This is a genomic window from Ruegeria sp. CDSB114, assembly GCF_059611025.1.
In genome coordinates this window covers 1-17,038 of sequence record NZ_JBXWOT010000003.1, presented here as the reverse complement: position 1 = coordinate 17,038, position 17,038 = coordinate 1, and the positions used below count along the sequence as shown (strand labels likewise).

At 54.1% G+C, this 17,038-nt stretch carries 11 protein-coding genes and 1 pseudogene; 6 read left to right on the top strand and 6 right to left on the bottom strand.

Annotated elements, in window-relative coordinates; genetic code table 11:
- The first annotated feature begins 464 nt into the window (after window positions 1–464).
- The 3 genes from AC2FIP_RS09585 to AC2FIP_RS09575 all read left to right on the top strand — a co-directional run bounded on the left by AC2FIP_RS09585 (window position 465) and on the right by AC2FIP_RS09575 (window position 3,783).
- Window positions 465–1,538, top strand: coding sequence for an AraC family transcriptional regulator (locus AC2FIP_RS09585; protein ID WP_496707151.1), 1,074 nt, complete (start codon window positions 465–467; stop codon window positions 1,536–1,538).
- Window positions 1,539–1,606: 68 nt separating this feature from the next.
- Window positions 1,607–2,353 carry an outer membrane protein gene (locus tag AC2FIP_RS09580; RefSeq protein WP_496786153.1) on the top strand — a complete coding sequence of 249 codons (747 nt, stop codon included), beginning with the start codon at window positions 1,607–1,609 and terminating at the stop codon, window positions 2,351–2,353.
- A 20-nt stretch (window positions 2,354–2,373) separates the two neighbouring features.
- Complete coding sequence (locus tag AC2FIP_RS09575) at window positions 2,374–3,783, top strand: alpha/beta hydrolase (protein ID WP_496786152.1); 1,410 nt, start codon at window positions 2,374–2,376, stop codon at window positions 3,781–3,783.
- Window positions 3,784–4,151: 368 nt separating this feature from the next.
- Here AC2FIP_RS09575 and AC2FIP_RS09570 read toward each other — a convergent pair whose 3' ends face one another.
- From AC2FIP_RS09570 to AC2FIP_RS09555, 4 genes are all read right to left on the bottom strand, one after another.
- Window positions 4,152–6,212, bottom strand: a complete 2,061-nt coding sequence (locus tag AC2FIP_RS09570; RefSeq protein WP_496786150.1) for an adenylate/guanylate cyclase domain-containing protein — start codon at window positions 6,210–6,212, stop codon at window positions 4,152–4,154.
- Window positions 6,213–6,823: 611 nt separating this feature from the next.
- The gene (locus tag AC2FIP_RS09565) at window positions 6,824–6,988 is read right to left on the bottom strand and encodes a hypothetical protein (RefSeq protein WP_496786455.1); all 165 of its coding nucleotides are present in this window, start codon (window positions 6,986–6,988) and stop codon (window positions 6,824–6,826) included.
- A gap of 341 nt (window positions 6,989–7,329) precedes the next feature.
- Window positions 7,330–11,127: a hypothetical protein gene (locus AC2FIP_RS09560; protein ID WP_496786149.1), complete on the bottom strand. Its 3,798-nt coding sequence runs from the start codon at window positions 11,125–11,127 to the stop codon at window positions 7,330–7,332.
- Between the two features lie 418 nt (window positions 11,128–11,545).
- On the bottom strand, window positions 11,546–12,436 hold the full coding sequence (locus AC2FIP_RS09555; RefSeq protein WP_496786148.1) for an AraC family transcriptional regulator: 891 nt from the start codon (window positions 12,434–12,436) through the stop codon (window positions 11,546–11,548).
- Window positions 12,437–12,597: 161 nt separating this feature from the next.
- On the opposite strand from AC2FIP_RS09555, the gene AC2FIP_RS09550 reads away from it, so the two are divergent.
- Window positions 12,598–13,551 (top strand): SDR family oxidoreductase, encoded by a 954-nt coding sequence (locus tag AC2FIP_RS09550; RefSeq protein WP_496786146.1) that lies wholly within the window; start codon window positions 12,598–12,600, stop codon window positions 13,549–13,551.
- Window positions 13,552–13,801: 250 nt separating this feature from the next.
- Here AC2FIP_RS09550 and AC2FIP_RS09545 read toward each other — a convergent pair whose 3' ends face one another.
- Window positions 13,802–14,719, bottom strand: a complete 918-nt coding sequence (locus AC2FIP_RS09545; RefSeq protein ID WP_496786145.1) for a LysR substrate-binding domain-containing protein — start codon at window positions 14,717–14,719, stop codon at window positions 13,802–13,804.
- Between the two features lie 51 nt (window positions 14,720–14,770).
- Here AC2FIP_RS09545 and AC2FIP_RS09540 point away from each other — a divergent pair, with 51 nt between their 5' ends.
- Together AC2FIP_RS09540 and AC2FIP_RS09535 are read left to right on the top strand one after the other, a co-directional pair.
- On the top strand, window positions 14,771–15,685 hold the full coding sequence (locus tag AC2FIP_RS09540; RefSeq protein WP_496786144.1) for an NAD(P)-dependent oxidoreductase: 915 nt from the start codon (window positions 14,771–14,773) through the stop codon (window positions 15,683–15,685).
- A gap of 175 nt (window positions 15,686–15,860) precedes the next feature.
- Window positions 15,861–16,130 (top strand): annotated as a pseudogene (locus AC2FIP_RS09535) (integrase core domain-containing protein); the annotation flags it as partial.
- Between the two features lie 93 nt (window positions 16,131–16,223).
- On the opposite strand, the gene AC2FIP_RS09530 reads toward AC2FIP_RS09535, so the two are convergent.
- Window positions 16,224–16,697, bottom strand: coding sequence for a hypothetical protein (locus tag AC2FIP_RS09530; protein ID WP_496697431.1), 474 nt, complete (start codon window positions 16,695–16,697; stop codon window positions 16,224–16,226).
- Window positions 16,698–17,038 lie beyond the last annotated feature (341 nt).

The window sequence follows — 17,038 nt, the reverse complement described above, 5'->3', positions numbered from 1 at the left end:
ACTAACCAATTATTGCAATACATTGCTTGATGGTCCCGACACCTGCTCAGGCGGGCATTCTCACGCCCCTCAATTGGTGGTTTGCAGAAACTCTACAATTGGAACCATGGTCGTTGTTTTTCAACAAAACACAAAACTCGAATGTATACCCTGACCGATTGGAACAACCGTGTCGGAAAACTGGTTCAAAATGACAGGTTGCAAACGCGCATTGACCAACCTGTCTGATATTCTTCTTGTTTTACGCCCATGCGGCTGACCAATCATTCTTGTTGGGATGTCAAATTTTAGACTGAGATCAGCGGATGGTAAGGCTCTGTACTCTCAAACCTTGCCAGCTGGAGCCTGACTTTATCAATTCAAATAGTGGCTTTAGCTTTGACACATGTCAGGGACACCACAAACCGTGCCGGACTATATTTGATGTGCTCAATCTATCCATTGCAGCACGTGTAAGGTGTATGATGACGGGCCAGGACGGAAATACTCAGCACAGGACACCGCCACTTGCGCGCGGGCGGGTTCTCTTACCGCTGTTGGTGGCTTATCGGGAATCCGGTCGATCCGTAGAAGACCTCCTTGCAGGTTTCGATCTTTCGTTTTCAGAGTTGAGCGCCCCAAATTGCTTCATTCCACACGATACGATCTACGCCGTGTTCGAAGCCGTCGCGCAAAACACATCACCAGATTTTCCAGCACTGGTTGGCCAGACTTCAGATCCGACCGTTTCATCCCCATTTGGGCAGGCCTTTCGGACCGCCAATTCCCTGGCTGATTTCATCGGCAGGTTCTGCGTTCATGCAGGCAACAATACAAATGCGGTCACGATGACACTAGATGTCTCTGGAGATTACGCGGTGCTTTCTGCTAAGCGCAGGTTCACGCCGCACTGCTCTCCAGCCTATATGGATGCGTTTCAGATCAGCCGGTGGGCCACGTTACTGCATGAAACCGCTGGTCAGAATTGGGAAGCGAACAAGGTTCTTGTTCGGGTGAACCGTCCTGATCTGCTCCCGTCATACTTCTATGGTATCAGGGCAGTAGGTGCGGGCCCAGACGGGTATTCCTTCCGCTTCCCAAGCCCCTGGCTTCTGCATGATTTGGTTAACCGAACCGCCGCTGATGGCATTCCGGCAGGCCAGGACGACAAAAACCCGGTACCAACAGACTTACTGAGTTCGCTCCAGAGCGTTGCCAACTCAATGGTTGGGCGAAATGACTTTTCAGTTACGGCGCTTGCCAGGGCATGCGGTGCTCGTGGTGCTGTTCTCAATCGCCGACTTGCGGCTTATGGGACATCACTGTCGCGCATAGTCACCGAAGCCAAATGCGACCGTGCTAAACACCTGCTTTCCAGGTCTGAGACGTCAGTGGGCGATATCGCCGATCAGCTAGGGTATTCTGACGCAACCGCTATGACACGAGCATTCAAGAAATGGACCGGACAAACACCTTCCGATTTTCGCATCCGCGAACTGAATCGCCACGAGGCATCTGTTCCGATACTCGACCCGGTCGAATGCGATTGTGAAGCGTAACAGGAATAAGGCGCAACATACTTTTGCCGCGCTTCAAACTCGGGATAGGTAGAAAAGGGGAGCAGGCCATGGAGTGGATACAAAGACGAAGCATCGTCGGCAGTTTTCTAGTTGCGGCGACGACGCTCCTCGGCGGATCAGAAGTTGTGGCACAGCAATCCGATTGGGGCTTTTACGGCAGCTTCTACATTTACGGCGCAGACACCAAGACAACCATTGGCTCGCTGGAGTCGGAGCTGAGCTTCAGTGATGCGGTTAAAAACCTTGATCTGGCATTCATGGGTACACTTGAGGCGCGAAATGGCCGATGGTCGTTGATCGCGGATTACATGCGCACAGACCTGTCCTTTGACGGTGATACCCCCGGCCCGGTGTTCAGCGGCGCTGAAACCAGTCTGCAGACTCAGTTCTTCAGTGGGTATGCCGCTTACACAGCCTATCAGGCCCAAAACCTGGCAGTGGATTTAGGGGGCGGGTTTCGTTGGTTTGCGACAAGCAGTACAATCACTCTGGTCGGTGGGCCCACCCCGCCGCCAAGTGCAAAGACCAGCGATGATTGGTTAGACCCTCTGATCGCGGCCCGTATCCTGTATCAGATCAATGACCGGTGGTCGGCCGTAGCCTTGGCCGACTATGGTGGGTTTCGCTCAGACCGCGAAACGGCGCAGTTCATAGCGACGGTAGGTTATGCCATCACCCCAAAGTGGAATCTGCGTGCAGGCTATCGCTACATCATGGTCGACAAAGGTGAAGGTCAAGACAGGTTCAAGCTTTCACAATCCGGGCCCGTGTTGGGTGTGACTTACAGCTTCTGAGTACCGGCATAATGCGAAAGATGGCGACACCAAACACAAACAGATCGGGGATCCCTGAGTTGCGCCGGGATGTAAGCGGTGATGCCGACAGGCGTGCGACCGACAATAAGGGCCGAGGTCGAACACTCTGGCGCAGGCAGCTGGCGAAAGGAACACGCAGGCGACTGATTGCTCAGGCTCTGCACGTGGCAATCGCATGCCCTTGCTGTGTGCTCGCCGCTTGCGGGGCAAATGTCTATGACGAAGTTGAACTGATGCCCTCGCCAACGGTCTACGCCGAGGCCGCCTTTGACCCTTTCGTTGATATCACTGCCGACAATTTCCATCAGCGCTCGCAGCTGTTCTATGCGACAGATCGGATGCCCGCAGTTCCAGACGACCCACAAGCCTTCTATAACAATGAACGCGGTCACCTTTTGCGCACCGGTGTTGCCGATGTGCAGATCGACCCGCCATTGGAGTCATGGGAAGATCTTCGTCGCATCACCATGACAAGCCAGCGAGCAAAGGACTATTTTCTCAGCGTCTCTCACGTCCAAGAGATTGGCGTCATGCCATTTAGTGTCACGCGTTATCTTGAAGACCCTCCGTCACAACAAGATATGGAGGCGGTCGATCGTCGTTTTGCCAAGATGATTGAGGATCAACTTGCATCCTCTCGCAACAAAGACATCTTCATCTACATCCATGGCTACAACGTCGATTTTGATTACTCGACGCTTGTCTCCAAAGAGTTACAGCATTTTCTGGGCTATCAAGGTGCATTCATCAGCTACAATTGGCCTGCAACACCCCATCGGTTCGCGTATTTTCGAGATCAAGAATCCGCGTTGTCTACGCGTCGCAACCTTCGATCCCTTATCGAATACCTGTCAAAGCACACAAGCGCGCGCCGCATTCATCTCATAGGATACAGCGCAGGTTCGAGACTCGCATTTGAAACAGCTTACCAGATTGCACTTCGGTCGAGCCCTAAACCGCGGCTGGGGCATTTGATTCTGATCAGTAGCGACCTTGATCGCAGCTACTTTTTACAGGCAATTGAAGACGGCCTGCTTGATGCGGTTTCAGATGTGACACTTTATCAGTCGCAGACCGATTCAGCGCTCGCCATGTCGCGGTTCGTTTTCGGACGGGACCGTCTGGGTCAGGTTTCTGACGAAGCAATAAACGCATCGATCTTCCAGAATCAACTGTCAGAGATCGGTTCCCTGCACATCATCGATGTGACCAGGGCTGGAGAGGCCAGTGCAGGAAATGGTCATTGGTATTTCCGGTCTTCACCGTGGGCCAGCAGTGACTTGTTCCTTACTCTGCTTACAGACCGGCCCCCTCAGGCGCGTGGCCTTGTTCGCGCGACGGGCGATGCAGTCTGGAGTTTTCCGTCAAATTATCCGCAGGTACTAAAACATTATCGTATGAGCCCCTAAGTTCGACCAACGCAAGTTCAAAGTCGATCAACGAGTCCTCACGTGGCACAAACGTTGGACAGAACCCTGGCTACTTTGTTTCTATTCAAGCCGTTTTTCCATTGAAGTCGACATTCGCTGCATCACAGGAAATTGGTAAAGGACGGCTCACAACAGACTCCAGTGCCGTTGCAAAAAGGGCCCCTGCCCCACCAATAACTGATCATGCGGACGGCCCAAACCGGATATTGGCTTCCGCGTGGTGATGCTGCGGTCGCAACCCACTTTCCGGACATTCGCTGCGATAGCGAAATCCTCGGCGCGCTGAGCTCACACAACGCGAAACTTGTCGGACTTTCCCGAAGCCCCATAACCTAAACGGATGTTACCTACTGGTTCTTGTTGGTGCTTGTAACCGCACGCCAGCCTTCCTTTGGCGGCCTGTCTAACAGGCCTTGGGCGCGGGCCATCATGGCGACTGAGGCGGGGTCTCCGTTTCGCGCCTGGTCTGCGGCCGCGAATGCGGCAACGGCCTCTTCAAACCGCCCTGTCCGATAATGTGTAAGGCCTTGTTCATAAGCCTCTATCCAGGCAAATGATCCAACACGCCCATCCGCCATCGCGATCAGTTCGTAGACCACCAGCTCTTCAACACGTCCAAACACGGTAAGCGTGTCCAACTCACGGACCACGATTGCGTCAGCGGCCTGTCGCCTCGTTTCCGGCCCGACCAGGATCAGCGTTCCATAGTCTTTGTTGGCCCCTTCCAACCGACTGGCAACGTTCACGACATCACCAATCGCGGTGTAGTTCAACCGCTGCTCTGATCCGATATTTCCGACCAGAGCCTCGCCGCTGTTCACCCCGATCCTGACGCGTAGGGGGTTGCCGGCCTCATCTTCAATTCCGGACGCGCCCACCGCAGCGACAAGATCCAGCGCTGCGCGGCAAGCATTTTCAGCGTGATCAGCATCTTTACGCGGCGCCCCCCAAAACGCCATCACGGCATCGCCTATGAACTTGTCGATCGTCCCACCGTTTTGAGTAATGGCCGCTGAAGCTGCGCTGAAGAAGGGCTCCATCAGCTGGACAATATTTGGACCAAGTTTTTCGGACAGCCCTGTGAAACCCGCTACATCGCAAAACAACACAGAGATCTGTTTCATTTCTCCGCCCGGCTGTATCTTGATGCCCTCAGCAACCAGCATACGCACGAGATCGGTGGGCACGTATTTTCGGAAAGCGGACAAACCAGCGGCCATGCTCGCGGTTGCCGCAGAAAGATTGGCAAGCTCAGACAGTCTGGAGGGTCTGCGCTCAATGCGTTCGACGTCAAAGCGTTCGATTTTGCCAAGATCTTCGGCGATGCGTGCCAACGGATTTGCGACAATGCTTCGGATCAGCCAAATCGCCAACCCGGTTGCGACGATCACCACACCGATCAAAACGTATATCAAGTTTATTAGCGCTTCATCGATGCTCGACAGAAACGCCGCTTCGGGTATGACCGTGGCAACGCGCCAGCCGTAAAACCCCAGTGGCGTCAGCGCCACCGCATAAGGCACGCCGTCGATGACGACACGTTTCGTCAACGTGCCTTGGGCATTCGCTTTGGGATCTGCCAACAACCTTTCGCCTGAGATCATGGCAACTTCATAAAGCTTCCCTTCGCCCATGCGCGCCGGGGTAATCTCATCCGCTTCTGCATCAGGTACTGCAATAACTTTGCCGTCAGCGTTCAGAATAAATGCCGCGCCGAATTCGCCGGGGGCAAGCGTGGCGAGAAAACGTGACAAACGATCCGTTTCGATTGCAACAGCCAGAACACCTTGCCGCGTTCGGTTGACGTCTATCGGACCAGCAAAGGCGTAAACGGTTTTTTTACTATCCGGAAGGTCGCGCGTTTCGATCCACCCCGCAGAGCTGAGACCCATGAAGTTTTCAAACCAGGCATGTTCGCGCGGATCATAGGATGTTTCAGTAAAGGTCCGCTCCTCGAACTGAATGTCACCGGGGATAAAGATATAGCGATCCTTCCGCAGCATTCGGTCGCGGATCCCCTTGTCGATTTCAATCATCTCAAGCCCGCCGTCACCTAAACGGTGCGACGCGAAAAAATTGCCATCGGGCCAGCCAAAGAACATCCATGAGATATTCGGCTGCGCCTGCAGTTGCGACAGAAAAACAAACTCGCGCTTGTCGGCCTGTCGCGTCGCGATGACGTTCTGGACAAAGATCGTGCGAACGGCTGCCCAGGCGGCTTCGGCCGACCTAAGCGTCACCCCCACCTCGATGCGGACAGTGTTCGCGATCTGGCCGTTGATTTCAGCTGCAAGCATGCGGCTATTGTCGCGCGCAGTCGTCCACCATAGGGAATGGACAATAAAGGTCGACACTCCGATAGACACAGCCACCAGAATTGACACAGCGATGCCCACGCTAAGTCGCACTTAAATCTCCGCCAAATTACTCATATTCTTCAGTATTGAATTGAGATTGCTAGGAGGGCATAACTTTCTTAGACCTATCCCGAAATCTCACGCAACTGTTAGGTAGCAGCAAAGCATTGTGTTGAAGCGGACGCTTGAACATTGACTACTGTAGCTAACCTTTGCGATTTTTCCAGACGCTGTGTGCAAATGAACGGGCGGCCCGAACCTGCCATTGGCAGATTTGTCCCACCACTGCGCTGCAGCTCATCAAAGGAGACATTCGCCGCAGCCACAAAATCGGCAGGTCTACGAACTAACAGCTCGCGAAAGGAATCTGCCGCTCATCTACTCTGCCCTTCCGACCGCATATTGCGGGAAGAGCCACCGTTGTTCCGAATTCGCAAGTTCGGTATGATCTTAGCGGCTTTGTCGCAAAATTCTCTGAAGTGTGAGGGCTGGTTGGAATTTACTAAGTTCAAGCGGTTTGGTTCGCAAACTGCTTGAACGGGCAGATTCCGACTCCGAACTGACCCTTTCTGTTCATTTGCGCAACTTCAATCCCATCGAGCGTTGCAGAGGCGGACGCAGTTTCGCTTCTGGCGACGTGCCTTGTCGGCAACCAATGGCGCCTATTTGACGATCCAACGGTTCAGCGTCGCGTGATCAACCATAACTCTGCGCTCAGCCAGGATTTCTTCCAGATCCCGATACGACACTGAGTAGCGCAGATAGAAATACACCGCGTGCAAGATCACATCTTTTGGGAAATGCGAGCCCTTGAATGAGATCGTCACCGGATGCTCCTGTCAATTTTGGGCTGGTCATAAATGTTGTTTTCTCCAGTGACAGAATAATTAAGTCTATTGAGAACCAGTACCGCCAACTACTAATCCAAGTATATAAGGGCGCTTCTGGATAAACGTGGCCTTTTGTGCCGAATGGGCAAAGCATTGGTTTTTCGCCCGTCGCGCAAACACACCGCACCAGGGAATGGTGAACGACATCTAATCTGATCTCTAGACGGCGGCTGCTACCTGAAGGGTGCGTTGTGGGCTAACACTTGCCAGATCTCAGGCGTTAGCCCTGGATGCTAGCATTGGATTGAGTTCCCTTTCAGCACATCGAAGCCAACCATCTAGCGCTCACCTGTAGAAAACTTGACAGTTACCGGGTTTGCGCCTTTGACGCGCAGCTCCGCCACATGCTCACCTGGCTTGGGTATATCGATCCAAGCATCCAGATCTTTGGCGACCTTCTTGCCGTCCAGATACCATTCAACGGATTTTGCTTCGGTGCGGCCAGTGAATGTACCCCAGAGATGCAGCGGTCGGTCCGGGCGCACCACTTGCCCCTCAGAGGGGTGAATAATGGCGAGTTCGGGTGGCGCTGGTGGCAGTTTAACTTGCTTGGTGTCTGCCGTTGCGGTGAAGTAACCGTCATGAGCAAGGACCCTAATCCAAACCTTGTCGACCGGAATGGTGTTGGGGTCGATCTCTACGCTGTTACCTCTCGCACCAACCCTGAGCCCGTTCCAGCGTTCACCATCAGAAGACCATTGCAGCCAAATATCGGGATCGTAACTACGCTTGGCCCCGGTCGTTTTCCAGGAAACCTTTAGACCAGACTTGCCAATGCTGGCTTCAGCCGAAGCCAATTTAACCGGCCGTGTCGGTCGCTTGCGCTCCCATATGACTGCGTCCCCCTGGCAGATGCGGATTGCAATTCCAGAGCCGACATCGCCCATTGCCGCAATGAAACTATACGGCGGTTTAGGCGGATCCTTTTTATCGCCTCCGCCGCAACCGCAGCCATCGCCATTGGCGTCGTGATTATCCATTGTGAACACCGGCGCAGATGAGATCACCTCGTCCTTGTCCCCGATCAACTGCAAAACTAGATCGGTACGCGCGCCAGACATCCGCAAGGGCCGGGTTGGAACCCGTACGAGGCTTGCGACCGAGACCTGCATGTCTTTGCCGACCTCACCCACGATCGTCACGAAAGGACGCATCTGGTCTTGCCGATCGACTTCCATGGCGCCTGCCCCCACCGAATTGCTGCCAGACACGCCCGTTGCCAGCGCCACCGGGTCAAATTCGGCGCGGTTCAGCATATAGTTATGCGTAAAGATCGAGACCCACCGGGGGCCGCAATAACCCATCAGATCCTCACTGTTGGCCGGCCGGTGTATTGTCCCGTCATTTGTGTCGAGCCCGTATTCGCCGATGCTCGCATCCGAATAGACAGTGTTGCCATTGCTATCGGTCGTTGTCATGCCGGTATCGTAAGGCTCGTAAAGCGGGTAGCTCGCGTTTGGCGTGCCGACCGTGCCACATGGGGCATGTGGTAAACCCGCCTGATGGCCCAACTCATGCGCTAACGTGACCGGGCTACCGGACAAGCCAGCGCCGTTGCCGCCGCTGGCGCATCCTGTGTTGCCATGCGAGCGCGGGATCGCCGCATTGACCAGTCCATAGTAAAGCCAATCGCCCTGATTACCGTCATTCGTGCGCGCGTTAGCCACGAAATTCAGGATCGGCGTCCAGTTGGGATCGCACCCCCCCGCTGGGAAATTGTTGTTTGTCAGACCTTGTGTTGTTGTCTGACTGTCGATGATCCGCACATTGGGCGTACTGCCTACCGGGAAAACCCGAAGGGCAAAGCTGGTATCAGCGGCAACTTGCGCTGCGTTGGGGGCAGGCAAGGTAATATTGGCGCCGCCGCCCATCGGTGGACCGTTATAGCCAATTGTGACGGCTGCAACGCGCAACTCTTGCTCAAGATCGACATCAACAAGCTGTTGGGCCGTGCCGCTGCCTCCATAGCAATCGTCTGGCGACGAGACAGTGATAGAAAGGCGCAAGAGCCCGGTCATCACGTTGGCAGGGATAATGAAGTTCAGCGTCGCATCAATGTCGCGTCTCTCTGCGTCATAGCTCGAGAAACTGTCCTGCGCTGTCACCGGGGCATTGGTCGGAACGATATTGGCCACCGTGGACCAGATCCCACCAACCCGGCGTTCCACTTGAAGTGTGCCACTGACATTGCCGAGCTGCCCATTATCGAAATTCGGATCCTGCCCACTGCGCAGATATGTCCGCACCCAGGCCGATTTATTGGCAACAAGTTGAAGGGAGTTGTCCGGGCCGCGGTCAGCTGGATCAGTCAGATGCTGGTTGGCTCGGAAATACTGAATCGCCTGCGTTACCTCGACCCCGTCGATGGATAGATCCGGCGGGTTCTGGAAAACGAGGTCTAAGCCCTGACTTACTGTAGGAGGTTTACATTTACCGGTCACGACGATTTCGACCCGCACTCGGGTCGTTTGGTCGAAGTCAGTCTGATCGAAGTCCCAGCGTCCCAGATCGGGGGCCGGTGAAATCTGCGCAATGGCAGAGCCGGTGTCTGTATTGACGATGCGCACAGTCACTGAGTCAGCGGCGCAGACCTTCCAGCGGATTTTCAGAACCTCGCCGGGTAACAGGCAGTCGTCGTTCTGATGCCCTTTGACGATAAACTTGAGAATGTCAGCGCTTGTGCCTTCGAACTCAGCCAATATCGTGCCGCTTTTTCGATAGTCCAGGAAACGATCGCAGACGCTGATCGTTTGGGTCGGAGGAATGATCGCCAAACCACATCCTGCACTGGACGGGACGATCACGCAGATGCGTTCGTCTGACCACGAGGTCGGCACAGCGATCGGACCGGGGTTCATCGTGCCATGCTGGGTGAACTGCACTTGCCCCGCAATATCGCCAAACCCGCACCCGCAGATCGCAACCGTGTCACCGGGGCAGGCACGCTCTGGGTTGATCTTGGTCACGGTGTAGCATTCGATACTGCACCAGTTTCTATATGCATCCGTGATGCAATCCAGGATGGGCTGGCGGACACAAATTTGACAGCAAGGCACTTGTCCACAAGGGGTTTGACCGGTGCAGATGCACATCACATATTCGAGCAGATCCTTAAAATGACGCCCTGCGTGCGGCTTCTTGCAGATCAGGTTGACAGCTGCTTCATGAAGCGCGGTCAACGCCTGGAACCGGCAACGTTGTTCAAGCAGCGCGCCGACGTATTTGATCATTGTTGGTCTGTGACCACAGGATACATGCATGGCCGCAAAGACCATCAAGCTCATGTCTTTGTCAGCGATCAGGGACTTACCGGTCGGGCAGACATAGTCGGAACAGCACACCGGGTTGGTTTTGGATTTGATGGGCTTACAGCTGTCATCATTACAGTCGTCGGAAAAAATGTCCTGCAAGATACCGCCTGCATCATCCCCGGATGCGCTGCCACAGCCACAGCCTGTTGGCGACGTGGCACAAAGAGCATTGAGTACATCCACATAGCGCCCCTTGGCAGCGACGTCTCCGTTCAGAACACTCCAAGCATCACTAAGCGAGTTGTCAAAAATCGCAAGCGTCGGGCGGATGCACTCAAAGAAGTGAGTGCGCTTGCGCAGCAACCGATCAGCATCCGCAAGCTCAAGCGCTTCCTCAATGTCATCGAGAACGCTTTCTGGCAAAAACGGCTTATCCGGTGCAGCCCAGCTTAACGGGCGCCTCAGGTGACACGCCAGCTTCTTTGTTGGGATGGCGACGTCGATTTTAATATCGTCGGTGCAGGAACAATCCTCAATCTTGAGCCGGGCTTTATGGATGCGCACGCCATCGCGGTCGCGCAGCTTTATCCGCAATTCCATCGGACCTGCACATCGACAGTCTTCGGGTATTTTCGACGAATCCACTATGAGCACAAATCGGCCATCGGCGGCCGTCAGGACGCATCCAAGATCGATCTTACAGCCGTCTCGCTTGCGCCAGCCATCCCCAAATACCGCCTGAATCTTGACCAATATACCGTGTACGGGCTGACCATTTTCCTGTTGGGTGACACGACCGAAAACAGATTGAATAAGACTGGACATAGCTAAAGTAAGCCTCCGTTTTAAAAATGAACTTCTGTCAATTTCTCTTGGGAATTGCGCCAAATAGGACGCTTTACACCAATCTCGACCAAGTGTGATTTGCAAATTTGGAATAGTGTTAATGCTGTTTAAATATGCTTTTATTTTGCGCCAAAATACCCAAAATGTCAATCAGGTGCCACCTAGGGCGTCGCCGCTCGGAGGCATTAACAGCAATGGACACCGCACTCCTTCCGCACGGTGCCAAGTGCAAATTGTCGCACAACTCTGACGTGAATAAATTGGTATTGTGCAATTTTACCGGCACGCAGCCGCAAGCACTGACGGCCCAAACCGGTCACTCAACTATGGACTGGATTGCTGCAGTCGCAGCCCGCTTTCCGGACATTCGCTGTAAGCCTGCAGTGAAAGGTGGCCCTCAGTTCAATCGTTGAGGCACCTGCGCCGCGTTGCTCCATTGCCGGGGCGACTGGCCGTACATCCGCTTAAATTCGCGGCTGAATTGAGAGGAGCTTTGATACCCCACATCCCATGCCGCCTCCGACACGGTCTTTCCTTCCGCAATCTTCATCGCAGCGTTGTTCAGCCGCATCGATTTCATAAACTGGATCGGAGACATCGTCGTGGCTTCCTTGAAGCGCCGATGGAAGACCGCGCGGCTCATACCGACGTGGTCGGCCATGTCGTCGATGGTGACCTGTTCGTTCAAGTGGGTTGAAAGGTAGTCGATTGTTCGCGCGATTTCGTTGCCGACGCCATAGGCCCGTCTTGCCGCCGCCCCGGCTTCTCCTATGAGAACCGCGTAATACAACTCGCGCAGTCGCCCATGTTCGAGCACCTCCAGGTCAACCGGATTGTCGAGCAACTCGAGAAGCCGCAACAGTGCCTGCGTGAAACCGACATCCCAGGACGCCAGTTCCAAAGCCGAAGGCGCATTCCCTTGCGGCTGTCTACGTCCTCCAGTGGCGGTCTCGATCTCCATCGTAAGCTCTCGCATCATGCGTCGATCTAATGTGATCATGACCCCCAGTAGCGGGTCCCTTTCAGAAGCCTTTGGTGCGCCTGCTTCGACTGGCAAAGTCATTGGGCACAACAGGTATTTGTCGCTTCCGTAAACGTGGTGCTGTCCGTCCAGCACAGCTTCCTTGGCGCCGCTGAGAATTGCCACGACCGAGGGCTTATAGACGGCAGGGACACAGTGCACCGCCTCGGTCACCCGGAAAAGTTGGACGCCCGTCAGCGCAGTATCGACAAGACCTGCCACTTGCAGACTCCGCGCGATCAGGGATTTGATCTGTTCTTTGCTCATGCACTCTTGCTGGCAGATGACTTTCGTCTTTTCAATGGTGTTGAGACGATTGGGCAAGTAATCGAGAGAATTATAACTGTTTTTGCATCCAGTCAGGTTCTATCTGTGCTTTCAAACGGAAATACCTTTTACCGCCAGTTTGAACTGGCAGGAGATCGAGAATGGCAGATACGACATTTGGACCCAAAGGTTGGACACCCGAGCGCCTCGGCGACCAGTCAGGCAAGACCTACATCACCACTGGCGCTAACGCTGGCGCAGGCTTTCAGGCCGCGCGCATCTTGCTGAAGAAGAACGCCAAGGTCGTAATGTTGAACCGCTCGGCTGAGAAGTCCGAAGCGGCAATCGCGGAGTTGAAGCAGGAATTCGGGGCGAAAACCGATGTGAGCTTCGTCCGCATGGACCTGTCCGTTTTGGACAGCGTGCGCGAGGCCGCTGAAGAAATTCTGAAGACGGTGCCTCGGATCGACGCGCTGATCAACAACGCAGCCATCGCGCAGGTGCCGACGCGCAAGCTGACTGTCGACGGGTTCGAAAGCCAGCTTGGCACCAACCACTACGGACATTTTCTGCTCAATGGTCTGCTCTTTGGTCGCATCGCCGAAAGCAACGGCCGGATCGTGGTCGTCGCCAGCCTCGGCTATAATATGGGTCTCAAGACAATCAAGTTCGATGACATGAACTGGGATGAGGGCTACGGCGCAAATACCGCCTACTCGCAGAGCAAGCTCGCGCAGATGATGTTTGCATACGAATTGCAAGACCGGCTGGCCGCTGCCGAGCGCAAAGATGTAGAGGTTTTCGTCTGCCATCCCGGCTCATCAGCGACGTCTTTGATCAACACCAGCGGCAGCCGCACAATGCGTTTCATCTGGTGGCTGATGACCAAGACGCCAATGGTCCAGACTGCGGAGCAAGGCTCATACCCTGAGGTCATGTGCGCGGCCGAAGAGTCCCTGACCGAGCAACGCGCCCTCTACGGTCCGACGGGCCGCATGGAAGCGATCGGCCCAGTCGGCAAGGGCACACTGAACGCTCATGCCTATGACAAGGCTGTCATGTCGCGTCTCTGGGAGATGTCCGAAAAAGCTGTTGGGTTTGAGTGGAGCCTCTGATCCCATTGCCACCGGAACCGGAACCGGCAAAGCAAATGCAGATCGGTTCAACCTAAAGGACGCGGAAATATGATCGCAGCGCGCAGTAAGGGTCGCTTTTTGAAAGAGCGGCCCACACCGGACCTTCGCCCCTGCCATTAACGCGGCGGTGCGGCATCCACAGAGCGGACCTTCAGTCGTAGCGCAGCATTGTCGGGTCGTTACCTTGTAAGCCAGACCCTATTTGACTCTAACCGGTGCTCTTTATCGTCTACAACAGGTGAGCGGGCGGCCATCGGAACAGGCTTTTCTCATATTCGGTAATTGATTTTGAAAGCCACTGTATGAACAGTTTTGCCACTGGCCGAACCGGACCAGACAGCGTGACAAGGTAATAGCCGATCCGTGGTATTGGATCATCAAACAGCGCCACGAGTTGTCCTGACTTCAACTCGTCAGAGACAAAGGCCGGTACTGTCGCCCCGATACCGTCACCTCGGCGGATGCCATCCAACAGCATGTTGCCCGGCATGCGGATCACTTTCCGTTCCGCTTCGGGCGGGATGCCAGCCTTTTCCAGCCACAGATCAAACTCGACCGACGCCTGTTCCTGAAGAAGTGTGAAATCAAGCAATTCTACAGGGTTTCTGAGCACCCTGTTTCCGATCAGTTCGCGGGACGCGACGACCGTCAGACAACCAGGTAGCAGCATCTGCGAGACAAGCCCTGGCCAGCGACCTGTTCCGTAACGGACGGCCATATCAATTCCGCCCGGCTTGAGATCGACAGCCTGGATCGTTGAATCGATCCTCAATTCGATATTGGGGAATTCGTCAATGAACGTCGACAGCCGCGGCATGAGGAACGCGCTTGAAAACATCGGAGTCGCGCTGACCACCAACGGTCGAACCGACTCTGCACTTGTCACCCTCTCGGTCACAGAGGCCATTTCAGCGAAGGCTTCAAGCAAACCAGCCGACAGGAATTCGCCTTGCGATGTCAGAGAAATACCGTGCCGGGTACGAGTGATAAGCCGGGTGCCGAGTTGTTGTTCTAGCCCGCGGATTTGCTGGCTGACTGCGGAATGGGTCACGTTCAGTGCCTCTGCCGCCCGGGTCAGATTTTGAAACTCGGCGGCGGCGGCGAAAGCTCTGAGAGATGTCAACGAGGGAAGCGTGCGCCAATCCATAAGTTAGACCATCTAACAATATAGAAAAATTTACAACTATGTCATCTCCCCATGCCGGCGCATGCTGGTGCTGGAACTCATTGGCGGACACAGGAGGCTAAGATCATGAAACTTGCTGTATTGGGACTGGGCAACATGGGGTCAGCGCTGGCGCATTGCCTGCTCAAGTCAGGTCACGATGTCAGCGTTTGGAACCGCACGCCGGAAAAGGCAGAGGTTTTCGATGAGGTTGGCGCCACCATCTGCTCCTCACCGAATGATGCCATCGCGGCGTCTGATTTTGTCATCATTTGTATCAAGAGCCACACGGAAACAGTTGAACTAGTCAACGGGCTGAGTGTTTCGCTAGAGGGTAAGACTATCTGCGACATGAGCACCGGCGATACCTTGGATGCCGATAGACTGGTCGCCATCCTGGAGAAACAGGGGGCTGGCTACATGCTTGGCATGATCAATGCCTACCCTTCTGGCATTGGCGGTGACGAAACCACAATCCTGACGGTCGGCAGTGCCGGAACCTGGGACCGTTATGGCAGCGTCATCGGAAACTTGGGTGGAAAGTCCGCCCATGTTGGAGAGAAGCCAGCGGCGCTTGCCGCGCTCTTCGCCGGCCTCTTCACGGTTCGGCAGGGGTTTATGTTCGGAATGATATACGGTGCACTTGTTTGTCAGAAAGCGGGCATCCCGATGCAAGTTTATGCCGACCAACTTCCTGCCACGATCAAATTGGTCAAGGACTACCATGATCTCTTTGCCAGAACCGTTCCGACCGAGGATTACGACAATGCAGAAGCCTCTCTGAAGGTTTACGCGATGGCGCAAGAGGATGCGTTGAAGACCTATCTCTCACTTAATGCTCCCGCTGATTTCATCCGGTTGATGCATGACCGAACCAAGACGGCTTGGGACGATGGCCATGGCGACAGACAGCTGACCTCACTGGTCCAGCATATGACCGATGCCTGATGCAAAAAGGCTCGGCCCATAAGAGACATTCATCGACTGTGAACACGCTGCAATGCAGCTTAACCGAACCGGCCATTCGCTGCGCCCGAGAGATAGTTGCGTGGCCCGAGGTCTGGACTGCGGGACAAAGCGACACTTCGCTGCGCATGCACGAATGTCTTCTTTCAGAGCAAGTCACGAATTCCAAGCCAAATTTCATTGGCATGTCGAAGATAAGGGCATTCGACACGCCTACATCAAACATGGAACGCCACAACTCAACGGGAAAGTGGAGCGATCTCACCGGTCCGATCAACAAGAATTCTATCAGCTTCTCAATTATAAAGGCGACGTAGATCTCGATGCCAAACTCGATGAATGGGAGCGGTTTTACAACTTCGCAGGGCCACATGTCGCGCACAACGGCCAGACACCTTACGAAGCTCTTAGAGACAATCTACAATAACCCGAAAAGTGTCCCGCGGGTTCGTCCAGGTTACACGCAGCGCAAATTATGTTTGGGTGGCGGAATTTCAAACAATCTTCGACTGGCTCTTCTTTATGGCAAACTACCATCTGGACCGGTGTAAGGTTCGCGCCAAGACCAACTGTCGATGAACATTACCACATTATCCAGTGATGGAATCTCATCTCCCTGGATTAAATTGTAGCTGTATGAAACTTTGTCGACAGTGACCTCAGGTGACGAGATTTCGATGATTACCACTTGGGATTTGCCATCAACCTCACCTGACAACGCGGCGTTTGGTGGGTTTGCGTCAAAACTGTTTTGGCCAGTGCTCCAGACATCAAAGAAGTGGTCGCGTGTTATGACGCCTGCGCTCCGGTAGGGTCGGTCAGAAAACACCGACACTTCATCATCGACACCGTACAGAACAAGTTTTCCATCTGCGAGTTCAGCTTTGTTTGCGGATTCAACAAATAGGTAGGTTTTCTTATCTGTATCTTCGGCCATAGCCAAAGTTGCCAATAGAATCCCTATTAGCGCTGTAGAGAATAGTTCTTTCTTCAAGTTTTTGCTCCCGCGTGAAGATTCCATTGTTTCATCGTCGTCGTCATTCAGAATTGACGTCGTTCTAATGCAGAAGGGCGACATACATGCAGCAACTCCGCTAAAACGCAGTTTCCCATGTGTAACCAGACGATATTATGCAATCTGACTCGGCTTCAATCTTTGCGTTTCGTTAAGAGTGATTAATTCGCCCCAGAAATGTAAACTAATACCCGAAGTTGGGCGAAGAAACGAGATGTTTGACGCCGTGCGCTGATTTACTGACGAGAATTGAAAGATCACTCAGCCGGTTTCACATGATTTCGATTTCACTTTGTGGTTGTTTGGTTAAGACTGTTCCA